This is a genomic window from Pseudomonas sp. LS_2 (genome assembly GCF_042709235.1).
Lineage (GTDB): Bacteria > Pseudomonadota > Gammaproteobacteria > Pseudomonadales > Pseudomonadaceae > Aquipseudomonas.
On record NZ_JAVAYC010000028.1, the window covers coordinates 1 to 13,713 of the forward strand.

Below are 13,713 nucleotides of genomic sequence, written 5' to 3' on the forward strand. Positions count from 1 at the left end.
AGAATTCGACCGGGTCAGCACCCAGTCGTTTACGCGCTTCGGTTACGCCGCTGCGCGCCAGCAACTGATCGGAAGCCAGGCCTTGGGCACAGATATTGAGGCGTCTGGCCACCTCATGCACGGGCTCATCGCGGAACAAGGCCATGCCCAGCACCAGCCAAAGCACCTGATCACTCGGCAGGCGCCGGCGCCGTATGGTGGCTTGCGCAGAAAGATTAAGCGCACTGGCGACCCATTCGATAGGGATGTTCTGGGTGAACGTGCTGAGGTCAGAGAAATTGAAGAGATCACCGAGGTCGAGCAATTGCTGCTGAATGGGCATAAAAAATCCGATACCAGGAGGCTGGTATCGGATTCTCTAGAAAGCCCGGCTTGGACTCAAATGCTTAACTGAACAGCATTACGGCACCTGGCCGGGGTTTTTTCATCGCGCTACTCGATCAGTCCTGGTTGGCCAGTTTGTGCTCGAGGTAGTGGATGTTCACGCCGCCTTTGCAGAAGCCTTCATCACGCACCAGGTCGCGGTGCAGCGGGATGTTGGTCTTGATGCCGTCGACGACGATCTCGTCCAGGGCATTGCGCATGCGCGCCATGGCTTCGTCGCGGTCCTTGCCGTAGGTGATCAGCTTGCCGATCAGCGAGTCATAGTTCGGCGGAACCGAGTAGCCGCTGTACAGGTGCGAATCGACCCGCACGCCATTGCCGCCTGGGGCATGGAAGTGCTTGACGGTACCTGGGCTCGGGATGAACTTCTTCGGGTCTTCGGCGTTGATCCGGCACTCCAGCGAGTGACCACGGATCACCACGTCTTCCTGGCGGAACGACAGCTTGTTGCCAGCGGCGATGCTGAGCATCTCCTTGACGATGTCGATGCCGGTGACCATTTCCGAGACCGGGTGCTCCACCTGAACACGGGTGTTCATTTCGATGAAGTAGAAACGACCGTTCTCGTACAGGAACTCGAAGGTGCCCGCACCGCGATAGCCGATCTCGATGCACGCATCGACGCAACGCTTGAAGACTTCCTGGCGGGCCTTCTCGTCGATGCCCGGGGCCGGTGCTTCTTCCAGTACCTTCTGGTGACGGCGCTGCAGCGAGCAGTCGCGGTCGCCCAGGTGAATGGCGTTGCCCTGGCCGTCGGACAGCACCTGCACTTCCACGTGGCGTGGGTTGGTCAGGAACTTCTCCAGGTAGACCATCGGGTTGCCGAAGGCAGCACCGGCCTCGGTGCGGGTGAGCTTGGCCGAGGCAATCAGGTCCTCTTCCTTGTGCACCACGCGCATGCCGCGACCACCGCCGCCGCCGGCGGCCTTGATGATCACCGGATAACCGACGTCACGGGCGATCGCCAAAGCGACCTCTTCGTCTTCCGGCAGCGGGCCATCGGAGCCTGGTACGGTCGGCACGCCCGACTTGATCATCGCGTCCTTGGCCGAAACCTTGTCGCCCATCAGGCGAATGGTGTCGGCTTTCGGGCCGATGAAGGCGAAACCGGATTTTTCCACCTGCTCGGCGAAGTCGGCGTTCTCGGCGAGGAAGCCATAGCCTGGGTGAATGGCGGTTGCGCCGGTCACTTCGGCCGCAGCGATGATCGCCGGGATGTGCAGGTAGGATTCCTTGGAGGATGCCGGGCCGATGCAGACCGATTCGTCGGCCAGGCCCAGGTGCATCAGTTCGCGGTCAGCCGTGGAGTGAACGGCAACGGTCTTGATGCCCAGCTCTTTGCAGGCACGCAGGATACGCAGGGCGATTTCCCCACGGTTGGCGATCAGGACTTTTTCCAGCTTCCCAGACATCGTTGGTTCTCCGCGATTCAAACGATGGTGAACAGCGGCTGGTCGAACTCAACCGGCTGACCGTCTTCCACCAGGATGGCGTCGATGACACCGCCGATATCGGCTTCGATGTGGTTCATCATCTTCATGGCTTCGACGATGCACAGGGTGTCGCCTTTTTTCACGCTCTGGCCAACTTCAGCGAAGTTCGGCGAGGTCGGCGAAGGCTTGCGGTAGAAGGTACCGACCATCGGCGAGCGAACCACGGTGCCTTTCAGTGCAGGGGCTGCGGCAGCGGCTTCGACGGCTGGAGCGGCGGCTACCGGGGCAGCGGCGGCGGCAGGTGCCGGGGCGAACTGCGGCGGCGCGAAGTACTGCTGGGCAGCCGGGGTCTTGCTGTGACGGCTGATGCGGACGGACTCTTCGCCTTCCTTGATCTCCAGTTCGTCGATGCCAGACTCTTCCAGCAGTTCGATCAGCTTTTTGACTTTACGAATATCCATTAATCATCAACTCCCAAGGTTCGGTCGGGCTCAAATTGAAAACGTGTCGAAAACGTTTCTTCGTAACCTCGGCCCAGTGGGCCAAGGCCTTGCGTCATCAGGGCTGTGCGTTGGCAGCCAGGTGTTCCAGTGCAGACTCCAGGGCCAGCCGGTAGCCGGTGGCGCCAAGGCCGCAGATCACCCCTACGGCTACATCGGAAAAGTAGGAGTGATGTCGGAACGGTTCGCGTTTGTGCACGTTGGAGAGGTGCACTTCGATGAATGGGATGCTCACCGCCAGCAATGCGTCACGTAATGCGACGCTGGTGTGGGTGAAAGCAGCCGGATTGATCAGGATGAAGTCCACGCCTTCGTTGCGCGCGGCATGGATACGGTCGATCAGTTCGTACTCGGCATTGCTCTGCAGGTACTGCAAATGGTGGCCAGCGGCGCGAGCGCGCTGCTCGAGGTCCTGGTTGATCTGGGCGAGGGTCGCGGCGCCGTAGTGGCCTGGCTCGCGGGTGCCGAGCAGGTTGAGGTTGGGGCCGTGCAGCACCAGTAGGGTGGCCATCTGCGTATTCCTTGGTCTTGTAGGGCAATTCGACATAGCGCGGCGACTATGCCGCAAGTGGGAGGTGAGTGTCCAGTTCCCGGCAATAGCCAGCACGATGAGCGAGATTCACGCAAAGTATGTGACCAAAGAACCGTCTTTGGTCACTCTTGCGGAGAAATTTTCCGCTGCGGGGAAGTTATAGACCATGGGCAGGACAAAAAGGCATCTCGTGGCGGGCTCGCGGGGTGGAGCGTGCCGACCTGCCTGCGGAGTCGGCTCAAACGCCAGCGCCGCGCTCGATGACACCGACAGCGCCAGTGTTCGCGGACCTGCACGCGGATAGCTCAGACCCTGAACGCCCGCACCGCCGTGTTCAGCTCCCCGCCCAGTTGCAACAGTTGCTCACCCTGCTCACGCCCTTCGCCGATACGTTGCAGGTTGTCCTCGCCCAAGGCATGAATACGCTCGCTATGGTCGCGAATCTCACTCACTGCGCCGCTCTGCTGGGCCGTGACGTCGGCGATACGCCCTGCCGTGTCGGCGATGGTGCGGATGGCGCTGACAATCTCGTCCAGCGCGCCATCGGCCGCCTGGGCCTGGTTGGCGGTGGCCTCGGCATGTTCGAGCTGAGTACGCATGCCGTTCACCGACTCGCGCGCCGCCTGTTGCAGGCGGTCGATCAATGCCTGGATTTCTCCGGTAGCGCCCGTGGTGCGCTGGGCCAGCGAGCGCACTTCGTCGGCCACCACGGCAAAGCCACGGCCCATTTCCCCCGCTCTCGCCGCCTCGATGGCAGCGTTGAGTGCCAGCAGGTTGGTCTGCTCGGCGATCGAGCGGATCACCGTCAGCACGCCGCCAATGGTGGCCGATTCCTCGGCCAGCTGTTCGATCATCTGGGCGTTGCCCTGCACCTCGTCGACCAGCGAGCGCAGCCCCGACAGGCTCTGGCCGATCACCGCCTGGCCCTGTTCCACGGCGCGGCCGGCATCACGGCTGGCCTCGGCGGCCGCGCTGGCGTCGCCGGCCACCTGCTGGATGGTCGCTTCCAGCTCGCCCAGGGCATCACGGATTTGCGCGGTGTCACCGGCCTGGCGTTCGGCGCCGTCGTGCAGCGCGCTGCTCATGCCGGCCAGGGCATGGCTGCTGCCAGCGACCTGCTCGGCGTTGTGGCGCAGGGTGCCGACCAGCTCCACCAGGTACTGGCGCAGGCGGTTCAGCGACTCTTGGATATCACGCAGTTCGCGGTTGGTCTTGCCCAGGGCGATCGGCTCGGCGAAGTCGCCTTCGGCCCAGCGTGAAAGCGCCGGTGCCAGGCTGGTCAGGGTACGTGCCAAGCGGCGCTGGAGGGTGTCGACCAGCAGGGCGATCAACAGGATCAGGCCGATCATCAACCCCTGCATGATGCGTACCTCGCCGGATATCTTGCCGTGCAGGGCGCGTACCTCCGGCTCCAACCCGGCAATCGCCAGGCGCACCGCTTCCAGGCGTTCTCCGGTGCTTGCCGCCAGCGCGGAGCGGCGTTCGATCTGCTCGCGGGTACGTTGCAGCTCGGCGGGGTAGCGGCCCAGCAGGCTTTGCAGCTCGCGCTTGAGGCCTACCGCGACGTCTTCCTGCTGCGCGCTGCCCTGGCTTTCCAGGCCCATCATCGCGGCGAAGTCGTCGGCGTTGGATTCTGCGGCACGGGTCACGCCCAGCAACGGCAGGCCGTCGACCACCTGCGCCTGGGCGCGGATCAGCTGCAATTCGCGCTCGACTTCGTCGGCCAGTTCCGCACGGCCGCTGCTGACCAGCTTGTCCCTCGCCAGGGACAAACGGCCCAGGTGCACTGAGGCGTCCAGCAGCGGCCCCAGGTAGCGTGCGGCGTCCGGGCTGCCACTGTCCCGTGCGTAGCCCGCCAGTTGCTCGAAGTGGGCGCCCAGTTCGCGCTCGGCCTGCAACAGCAGGGCTTGCGGGTCGCCGGCCAGCTTGCCGGCGGCCAGCAGTTCGTTGGCGCTGAAGGCTTGCAGGCTGTCCAGGCTGGGACGCAGCTTGTCGGCCAATTCCGCTGGCCATTGGCTGAGCTCGGCCTGCAACTGCGTGTTGGCTTCCACTGCTGCCGCATGGCGCAGGGCATCGCCGCTGCCCAGGTAAGCCTGGATGTTGCTGGCGGCGTTGTTCTGGAAACGCTGGGACAACCCCAGGTAGCGCTCCATCATCTGGTAGGGGCGCTCCAGGGCTTTCTGTGACCACCACAAGGTCGCGCCCAGGGCGATGCACACGGTCACCAGCAAGAGGGTGTTGAAATTGGTCAGCCACTTCAGGCGCATAGCCGCGAACTTCCTGCGGGGAGTGGAGAGGTAGGTGCCTGAAGTTATTGCGGTTTTGTGACGCGGTGATGACGCCAGGGGGTTGGCGCCACAAAAAAGTGGCACAAGGCCTGTATGTGATGAAAAGGGTCTCTGTTCATGCGCGGGGATACGCGGGCGCGTGTACCGCCAGGTTAAGGCTCCACCCTCACCACACAGTTACGCCCCGCATGCTTGGCCCGGTACAGCGCCTCGTCCGCGACGCTGGCCATGGTCAACGCATCCAGGTGGTCGTCCAGCGTCACTACCCCGGCGCTGAAGGTGCACTGCAAGTCCTGTGGCTGCGCCGGGTAGTGGATCTCGGCGAAGCGCTGACGGATCTCGTCGAGCACCTTATGTGCGGCTTCCAGACCGGTATTGGGCATGACGATGGCAAATTCCTCGCCGCCATAGCGGCCGATGAAGTCGGTCTTGCGCAGGCGCTGCTTGAGGAACAGCGCCAGGCTCTTGATCACCCGGTCGCCCATGGGGTGGCCGTGGCGGTCGTTGATCTTCTTGAAATGGTCGATGTCGAGCATGGCGAAGCTCAGCGGCTGCGCCTCGCGCCGGGCGCGGAAGCTGCAGTCTTCCAGCAACTGGAGGATATGCGTGTGGTTGTACAGGCCGGTGAGGCTGTCCCGCACCATGCGCGCCTTCAGGTGGCGGGCGCGGGCAGCGCGGTTGCGCACGGTGGTCACCAGGTGACGCGAGCGGATGGGCTTGGTCAGGAAGTCGTCGCCGCCTTCGCTCATGGCGTCGAGCTGCTTGTCCAGGTCGTCCTCGGCCGACAAATAGATGATCGGCACGCTCACATAGCGGTCGTTGTGGCGGATCACCTTGGCCAGCTCCATGCCGGTGCAGTCGGGCATGTACATGTCGAGGATGATCAGATCGGGCTGGAAATCCGCCAGCTCGCTCATGGTGCGCAGCGGCTCGCTGAGGGTGCGCGTGATGATGCCGGCGCTGTTGAGCAGGCGCTCGGTGTGCATGGCCTGGGCGCGCGAGTCGTCGATGACCAGCACGCGAAACGGGTCGTACTGGGTGGGGCCGGTCAGGCGTTCGACCTTCTCCAGCAGGCTCGACGCCTCGAGGGTGCCGGTAAGGAACTCCTGGCCGCCGGCACGCACCGCCGCCAGGCGCGTCGCGGTGTCCGGCTCCTGGTGGCTGAAGAACAGCAGGGGGATGTTCAGCGCCTGGTCCTGTTGCGCCTGGGCGGCCAAGCGAATGCCTTGGCCGCTGCCGGTGAAATCCACGTCCATCACGATGGCCGAGGGCAGGCGTTCGACCATCGAGGCATTGAAAGCCTCGGCACTGTAAAGGGGCTGTACGCCCAGGCCGAAAAACTCCAGCTGCTGGGCCAGGCGCTCGGCGCGGTCGTGGTCTTGCAGCAGGATGTACACCGGCTTGCGCAGCGGCGGCAGGGGCACGTCGTCGAGTTGGTCGCCCTTGCGCAGGCCGGTGCGCGAGAGGCGTTGCATCAGGCGGTTGAGCTCACCGATAAGCGCCGAATTCAGCCGTGTCTGGTTGGCCTCGATGGCGTCCAGGGTCTGGCCGATGGAGGTGGACAGACTGCTGTGCTCGGGTTGCTCGAAGCGTTCGGCATAGCGTTGCAGGCGCAGGTTGGCCTCGCACAGCTCGCCCAGGCCGCTGCTCGACCACTCGCCACGCTGCAGGCGCTGCCAGATCTCGAGAATCTGCCGGGCCTGAAGGATGACCCGCTGGGCGAAGTGTTGCTTCAAGCGCTCTTGGTTGGGCTCGACTGGTTGGCTCATGTCCTGGCTGCTTGTTGGAGGTTGGTATGCAGGTTCAATGATGGCTCTATGCTAGCAGTTCTTTTCCTGCCTGCGAGTGCCCTGCATCAACAAAGCGTGAGCGGACAAATATTCATATCCCGACCAACTGGTCGCTTATGCGTACGGCGGTGTCTGCTTTATAGTGCCTGCTCGCGGGCTTGCCGTGGCACCCTGGCTCGAGCCTGTGGTCCAAGCCCCTGAACCGTCATGATTGATAAGGACAACGCCATGCTGGACTGGAAAAATCGCGAGGCCAAGGCCGAGCCGCGCGAGCGTGCCGAAGGCCGCGGCGCCGCCACCCGTAGCTACCTCGGCGGCCTGTGGAGCCGCGCCCTGGCTACCCTGATCGGGCTGTACCTGCTGGTGTGCATCGGCCTTGGCTGGTACTGGAGCCAGGAGCCCGAACTGTTCCCGGTGCAGCAGAGCGCCCAGGCTGCGGCCGAGCGCAATGGCCAGCAGATGGTGGTCGGCTACACCACCGTCGAAACCCTCAAGACCGTGGCCGGCACCCTGCTTGGCAAGCCCGGCGGTTACATTTCCAACGACCGTTTCCCACCAGGCCTGTGGATGGACAACATGCCGAGCTGGGAATACGGCGTGCTGGTGCAGGTGCGCGACCTGTCCCGTGCCATGCGCAAGGACTTTGCCCGCTCCCAGTCGCAGTCCACCGAAGACGCCGACCTGGCCAAGGCCGAGCCGCGCTTCAACTTCGACAACAAGAGCTGGATTCTGCCTTCGAGCGAGTCGGAGTTCGAGGAAGGCATCAAGTCGCTGAGCCGCTATCAGGCGCGCCTGGCCTCTGGTGACCAGGGCGCTATCTTCTATACCCGCGCCGATAACCTGAACAACTGGCTGGGCGATGTCGCCACTCGCCTGGGCTCGCTGTCCCAGCGCCTGTCGGCCAGCGTTGGCCGGGTGAAGCTGAACAACACCCTGAAGACCGAAGCCGTTCAGCCGGGCCAGGCGCCGCAGGTCGATGAAGAAGTGGTGGAAACCCCGTGGCTGCAGATCGACAACGTGTTCTACGAGGCCCGAGGCCAGGCCTGGGCGCTGTCGCACCTGCTGCGCGCCATCGAAGTGGACTTCGCCGACGTGCTGGCGAAGAAGAACGCCACCGTCAGCGTACGCCAGATCATCCGCGAGCTCGAGGCGTCCCAGGAGGCGCTGTGGAGCCCGATGGTGCTCAACGGCAGTGGCTTCGGCATGTGGGCCAACCACTCGCTGGTAATGGCCAACTATATTTCCCGCGCCAACGCTGCCGTCATCGACCTGCGCCAGCTGCTCTCGCAGGGCTGAGGATGGCCATCGACCCCAAGGAAGCCGCGCATCGCGCGGCTTCTGACCTTGAGCATGTCACCTGGGTGGATGAGCACGACAACGTGCTCGGCGAACTGCCTCGTGCCGAGTTGCGCGAGCGCGGGCTGATTGGCCGTTGCACCTTCATCCTGCTGTTCAACGGTGCCGGCCAGTTGTGCGTGCATCGGCGCACCTTGAGCAAGGCGCTGTACCCCGGCTATTGGGATGTCGCCGCCGGGGGCATGGTCGGGGCCGGGGAGTCGTACGACCATTCGGCTGCCCGCGAGCTCGCGGAAGAGCTGGGCGTCAGCGGCGTCGCTTTGACCTTCCACGAGAAATTCCACTTCGACCTGCCGGGCAACCGGCTGTGGTGCGCAGTGTACTCGGCGGTCTGGGACGGGCCGCTGCGGTTGCAGCCCGAAGAGGTCATGGAGGCGCGCTTCATCAGTGTCGAGCAGGCCGAAGCCGAAGGGCAGGTGCTGCCTTACTGCCCGGACTCGCTGGCGGCGTTGCAGCGCTACAAGGCCGGCCTGGCGTAACGGGTAGCCGCATAACCCCTGTGGGTTTGCTCGCCAAGCGCACACTGCGGTGCATTGCCGAGGTTTATACCCCGGTTCGCGGGCGCAGCCGGTGCCATCCATCGCGGTAGTTCGCCCCCAGGTCGCAAAACATTCGCAAAATGGCGCAATCCGGTACTTAGCAAGCGATGCATTTATCGTTAAACTGCGCGCCCTTTCCGGGCTGGCGCAGCACTTGCGCCAGTTAGCGCCGCCCCTGCCAGAGTGGGGCTTCGCGGTCGGCACCCGCCGACCATTTTTTGTCCTCAGCAAAGAGGAACAAAAGTGTCCAAGAAAGCTTCTTCCTTCGCCGCCCTGGGCGGACTGGTGTATTCCACCGATGCTGGCCGGCACTGCCCGGACTGTGGCAAGCCGGTGGATGACTGCGTATGCAAGCAGCAAGTCATCCCCGAGGGCGACGGCGTCGCCCGTGTGCGCCGCGAAAGCAAAGGCCGTGGCGGCAAGACCGTGACCACCGTCAGCGGTGTGCCGCTGCCTCTGGAGCAGCTCAAGGCGCTGGCCGCCAACCTCAAGCGGCGCTGCGGCACTGGCGGCGCCTTGAAGGACGGGGTGATCGAAATCCAGGGCGACCACGTCGAGCTGCTGCTCGCGGAACTGGCCAAGCAAGGTTTCAAGGCGAAGAAGTCCGGCGGCTGATGCCTGCCGCGACACTTTTCCTGCAAAGCCTAAACTCGTTGACGTGACCAAGGTCTATTCCAGGGCACGGATGAATCGTCATTTTCAGCTTCTACACTGCGTCCGCCCCGAGCGGGGCAGTGTCTTCGACTTATCTATGGGGGACTTGAATGTCCGTACGACGCACACGCAAAGACGATGGCAGCCAATGGACCGTGGCCGACAGCCGCAGTGTTTATGGTATCCGCCATTGGGGCGCAGGTTATTTCGCCATCAATGAAGCCGGGCGTGTCGAAGTACGCCCCAACGGCCCCAACAGCGCGCCGATCGACCTGTTCGAGCAGGTCGACGAGCTGCGTCAGAGCGGCCTGTCGCTGCCGCTGCTGGTGCGCTTCCCGGATATCCTGCAAGACCGCGTACGCCAGCTGACCGGCGCCTTCGACGCCAACATCGCGCGCCTGGAGTACCAGAGCCAATACACCGCGCTGTACCCGATCAAGGTCAACCAGCAGGAAGCGGTGGTAGAGAACATCATCGCCACCCAGAACGTCTCCATCGGCCTGGAAGCCGGCTCCAAGCCCGAGCTGCTGGCGGTGCTGGCGCTGGCGCCGAAAGGCGGCACCATTGTCTGCAACGGCTACAAGGACCGCGAGTTCATTCGCCTGGCGTTGATGGGCCAGAAGCTTGGCCACAACGTATTCATCGTCATCGAGAAGGAGTCCGAGGTCGCCCTGGTGATCGAGGAAGCCGCCGAGCTCAAGGTCAAGCCGCAAGTTGGCCTGCGCGTGCGCCTGTCGTCGCTGGCCTCGAGCAAGTGGGCCGACACCGGGGGCGAGAAGTCCAAGTTCGGCCTGTCTGCCGCCCAACTCATCTCGGTGGTGCAGCGTTTCCGTGATGCCGGGCTCGACCAGGGCATCCGCCTGCTGCACTTCCACATGGGCTCGCAGATCGCCAACCTGGCCGACTACCAGCACGGTTTCAAGGAAGCCATCCGCTACTACGGCGAGCTGCGTGCGCTCGGCCTGCCGGTCGATCACATCGACGTCGGCGGTGGCCTGGGCGTGGACTACGACGGTACCCATTCGCGCAACGCCAGCTCCATCAACTACGACATGGACGACTACGCCGGTGTCGTGGTCGGCATGCTCAAGGAGTTCTGCGACGCCCAGGGCCTGCCGCACCCGCACATCTTCTCCGAGAGTGGCCGAGCACTGACCGCGCACCACGCCATGCTGGTGGTCCAGGTAACCGACGTCGAGAAGCACAACGACGACGTGCCGACCATCGAGAACAAGGAAGCCTTGCCCGAGACCGTGCAGTGGCTGGTCGACCTGCTCGGCCCGACCGACATCGAAATGGTCACCGAGACCTACTGGCGCGCCACCCACTACATGGGCGACGTGGCCGCGCAGTACGCCGACGGCAAGATGACCCTGGCCGAGAAAGCCCTGGCCGAGCAGTGCTACTTCGCCGTGTGCCGCCGCCTGCACAACTCGCTCAAGGCCCGCCAGCGCTCGCACCGCCAGGTGCTGGACGAGCTCAATGACAAGCTCGCCGACAAGTACATCTGCAACTTCTCGGTATTCCAGAGCCTGCCCGACACCTGGGCGATTGGCCAGGTGCTGCCGATCATCCCGCTGCACCGCCTGGACGAAGAGCCCATGCGCCGCGCGGTGCTGCAAGACCTGACCTGCGACTCCGACGGCAAGATCAACCAGTACGTCGACGAGCAGAGCATCGAGACCAGCATGCCGGTGCATGCGGTGCGCGAGGGCGAGGACTACCTGTTGGGCGTGTTCCTGGTGGGCGCCTACCAGGAGATCCTCGGCGACATGCACAACCTGTTCGGCGACACCGACTCGGTGAACATCTACCAGAACGCCGATGGCAGCGTGTACCACGCCGGTATCGAGACCCACGACACCATCGAGGACATGCTGCGCTACGTGCACCTGTCGCCGGAGGAGTTGATGACCCACTACCGCGACAAAGTGGCCAGCGCCAAGATCAGCGCCCGCGAGCGCACGCAGTTCCTCGACGCACTGCGCCTGGGCCTGACCCGCTCCTCGTACCTGTCTTCCTGAGGCAGTTACACCTGGTCACGTTTCCAGTCCAGGGAGTTGTTGGGGGGGGGCACTAAGTGGCAGAAGGCTTGTCATTTAGTGCCATGAGGCTGCGTCGCATCCTCGCCCTCAACGCCGTGGAGCGCCTGGAATGAGCACGCCTGCCTACCCCCACACCCGTCGCCTCGAGCTCACCGAGGAGCTGTTCGGCCAGCCTGTTGCCGACCCGTATCGCTGGTTGGAGGGCGACACCCGCCATCACGCCGAGGTCGCCAGCTGGAGCGCTGCACAGAACGCCTGCGCGCAGGCTTATCTCGAGGGGCTGCCTGGCCGCGAGGTGTTTGTCGAACGCCTGAGCGCCTTGTTCGATCACGACCGCGCCACCGCGCCCTACAAGCGTGGCGGGCAGTACTTCCATACCCGAAGCGCCGGGCTCGAAGCCCAGGCCACGTTGCTGGTGCGCGGCAGCGTGCATGGCGGGGACCGCGTGTTGCTCGACCCGAACCAGTGGTCTGCCGATGGCTCGACGGCCATGGCCGATTGGTCCGTCAGCCCGCAAGGTGCCCATGTGGCCTATGCCGTCCAGGAACGCGGCTCGGACTGGCGTACCCTGCGTGTGGTCGAGGTGGATACGGGCCGGGTGCTCGACGATGAACTGCACTGGGCGCGCTACACCTCGCTTGGCTGGTCGGGCGATGGGCGCGGTTTCTTCTATTCGCGCTACCCGCAGCCTGCCGACGAGGCCGCGTTCGAGACCAGGCTCAGCGGCCATGCGATCTACTACCACGTGCTCGGTACGGCGCAGGCGCAGGATCGGCTGGTGCATGCCACCCCTGACCAGCCGCACATGCTGCACCTGTTCGATGTCACCGCGGATGGCCGCTACCTGGCGATCTACTCGACGCCAGGCACCAACAGCATGACGCTGTCGGTGGTGGACCTGGCCACGCCCGACTGGCCGCTGCGCCAGCTTGACGCCAGCCACGACAACGAGTGGGGCGTGGTCGGCAACGTCGGAACCCGGCTGGTGCTGGTCACCACCCGTGGTGCACAGCGGCGCAAGATCGTCAGCGTCGAGCTGGCGGATGCACAGGTGGCGTTCGTCGACCTGGTGGGTGAGCAGCAAGGTGTGCTCAACGAAGTGGCGCTGGCCGGTGGTCGGCTGCTGGTGGCCTACCTGGTCGATGCCTGCACGCATATTCAGCGCTTTACGCTGGACGGCGTCGCCGAAGGCGAGGTGGCCTTGCCTGGCATCGGCAGTGCCGGGGGCTTTCGTGGCGACCCACAGGGCACGGAGTTTTTCTACGTCTTCACCAGCTACGACGCGCCGACCACGATCTACCGCTATGACGTGGCCGAGCGCGCCAGCCAGGCATGGGCCCAGCCGCAGGTAGCGGCAGACCTCGACCAGGTGGTGGTCGAGCAGCACTTCTACACCTCCAGGGACGGCACCCGGGTGCCGATGTTCCTGATGCGCCCCAAGCACCTGCGCGGACCGGCGCCGACCCTGCTGTATGGCTACGGTGGCTTCGGCATCAGCCTTATCCCGGCATGGTCCCCGGCGCAGTACGCCTGGGTGGAACAGGGCGGGGTGCTGGCAGTGGCCAATATTCGTGGCGGCGGCGAGTACGGCAAGGACTGGCACGCGGCGGGCAGCCTTGCGCGCAAGCAGAACGTATTCGACGACTTCATCGCCGCAGGCCAGTACCTGAAGGCCCAGCGCATCACCACTGCCGATGGCCTGGCGATCCAGGGCGAGTCCAATGGCGGGCTGCTGGTGGGCGCAGTGGTCAACCAGCAACCTGGGCTGTTCGACGCCGCCCTGGTCGGGGTGGGCGTGCTCGACATGCTGCGCTACAACACCTTCACCGTGGGGCAGTTGTGGGTCGGGGAGTACGGCGACCCAGGCACCGAGGCGGACTTCCACACCCTGCGTGCCTACTCGCCGTATCACAACATCGCTCCCGGCCAGCCTTACCCCGCGATCCTCGTCACCACCGCCGACGGCGACGACCGCGTGGTGCCGGCGCACACGTTCAAGTACGTCGCCGCTTTGCAGGCTGCCGATATCGGCGACAAGCCGCACCTGGCGCGGGTCTACGGCAATACCGGGCATGGGGCGGGGAAACCGATTGCCAGCGTGATCGATGAGCTCGCCGAGCAATGGGCCTTCGCGGCGTACTGGACCGGGTTGCATGTCGCGGTACGCTGACCCTGGCGGGGCGTAAAGCGTC

At 64.4% G+C, this 13,713-nt stretch carries 11 protein-coding genes; 5 read left to right on the forward strand and 6 right to left on the reverse strand.

The features are described from left to right. From RAC97_RS20310 to RAC97_RS20335, 6 genes are all read right to left on the reverse strand, one after another. On the reverse strand, positions 1–316 hold a 316-nt coding region (locus tag RAC97_RS20310), incomplete at its 3' end, for a transposase domain-containing protein (protein WP_375101363.1). 124 nt (positions 317–440) lie between these two features. Further along, positions 441–1,796 (reverse strand): acetyl-CoA carboxylase biotin carboxylase subunit, encoded by a 1,356-nt coding sequence (gene accC / locus RAC97_RS20315; protein ID WP_375101359.1) that lies wholly within the window; start codon positions 1,794–1,796, stop codon positions 441–443. Between the two features lie 17 nt (positions 1,797–1,813). Next, positions 1,814–2,278 (reverse strand): acetyl-CoA carboxylase biotin carboxyl carrier protein, encoded by a 465-nt coding sequence (gene accB / locus RAC97_RS20320; RefSeq protein ID WP_375101358.1) that lies wholly within the window; start codon positions 2,276–2,278, stop codon positions 1,814–1,816. 97 nt (positions 2,279–2,375) lie between these two features. After that, positions 2,376–2,828 carry a type II 3-dehydroquinate dehydratase gene (gene aroQ / locus RAC97_RS20325; RefSeq protein WP_011535870.1) on the reverse strand — a complete coding sequence of 151 codons (453 nt, stop codon included), beginning with the start codon at positions 2,826–2,828 and terminating at the stop codon, positions 2,376–2,378. Between the two features lie 326 nt (positions 2,829–3,154). Then, positions 3,155–5,116: a methyl-accepting chemotaxis protein gene (locus tag RAC97_RS20330; RefSeq protein ID WP_377748361.1), complete on the reverse strand. Its 1,962-nt coding sequence runs from the start codon at positions 5,114–5,116 to the stop codon at positions 3,155–3,157. A 173-nt stretch (positions 5,117–5,289) separates the two neighbouring features. Beyond that, on the reverse strand, positions 5,290–6,906 hold the full coding sequence (locus RAC97_RS20335) for a diguanylate cyclase (RefSeq protein WP_375101357.1): 1,617 nt from the start codon (positions 6,904–6,906) through the stop codon (positions 5,290–5,292). Between the two features lie 249 nt (positions 6,907–7,155). Here RAC97_RS20335 and RAC97_RS20340 point away from each other — a divergent pair, with 249 nt between their 5' ends. The 5 genes from RAC97_RS20340 to RAC97_RS20360 all read left to right on the forward strand — a co-directional run bounded on the left by RAC97_RS20340 (position 7,156) and on the right by RAC97_RS20360 (position 13,691). Then, positions 7,156–8,223, forward strand: a complete 1,068-nt coding sequence (locus tag RAC97_RS20340; RefSeq protein ID WP_375101356.1) for a DUF2333 family protein — start codon at positions 7,156–7,158, stop codon at positions 8,221–8,223. Between the two features lie 2 nt (positions 8,224–8,225). After that, complete coding sequence (locus RAC97_RS20345; protein WP_375101355.1) at positions 8,226–8,762, forward strand: NUDIX hydrolase; 537 nt, start codon at positions 8,226–8,228, stop codon at positions 8,760–8,762. 303 nt (positions 8,763–9,065) lie between these two features. Further along, positions 9,066–9,437, forward strand: a complete 372-nt coding sequence (locus RAC97_RS20350; RefSeq protein ID WP_375101354.1) for a translation initiation factor Sui1 — start codon at positions 9,066–9,068, stop codon at positions 9,435–9,437. A gap of 149 nt (positions 9,438–9,586) precedes the next feature. Next, positions 9,587–11,500 carry an arginine decarboxylase gene (gene speA, locus RAC97_RS20355; protein WP_375101353.1) on the forward strand — a complete coding sequence of 638 codons (1,914 nt, stop codon included), beginning with the start codon at positions 9,587–9,589 and terminating at the stop codon, positions 11,498–11,500. A 130-nt stretch (positions 11,501–11,630) separates the two neighbouring features. Continuing rightward, on the forward strand, positions 11,631–13,691 hold the full coding sequence (locus tag RAC97_RS20360) for a prolyl oligopeptidase family protein (RefSeq protein ID WP_375101352.1): 2,061 nt from the start codon (positions 11,631–11,633) through the stop codon (positions 13,689–13,691). The last annotated feature ends 22 nt before the right edge of the window (positions 13,692–13,713 follow it).

Excerpts from the sequence above, each read along its gene's own strand:
- RAC97_RS20340 (WP_375101356.1), top strand. The coding sequence starts at position 7,156 with ATGCTGGACTGGAAAAATCGCGAGGCCAAGGCCGAGCCGCGCGAGCGT.
- accB (WP_375101358.1), bottom strand. The coding sequence starts at position 2,278 with ATGGATATTCGTAAAGTCAAAAAGCTGATCGAACTGCTGGAAGAGTCT.
- RAC97_RS20345 (WP_375101355.1), top strand. The coding sequence starts at position 8,226 with ATGGCCATCGACCCCAAGGAAGCCGCGCATCGCGCGGCTTCTGACCTT.
- speA (WP_375101353.1), top strand. The coding sequence starts at position 9,587 with ATGTCCGTACGACGCACACGCAAAGACGATGGCAGCCAATGGACCGTG.
- aroQ (WP_011535870.1), bottom strand. The coding sequence starts at position 2,828 with ATGGCCACCCTACTGGTGCTGCACGGCCCCAACCTCAACCTGCTCGGC.
- RAC97_RS20335 (WP_375101357.1), bottom strand. The coding sequence starts at position 6,906 with ATGAGCCAACCAGTCGAGCCCAACCAAGAGCGCTTGAAGCAACACTTC.
- RAC97_RS20330 (WP_377748361.1), bottom strand. The coding sequence starts at position 5,116 with ATGCGCCTGAAGTGGCTGACCAATTTCAACACCCTCTTGCTGGTGACC.
- accC (WP_375101359.1), bottom strand. The coding sequence starts at position 1,796 with ATGTCTGGGAAGCTGGAAAAAGTCCTGATCGCCAACCGTGGGGAAATC.
- RAC97_RS20360 (WP_375101352.1), top strand. The coding sequence starts at position 11,631 with ATGAGCACGCCTGCCTACCCCCACACCCGTCGCCTCGAGCTCACCGAG.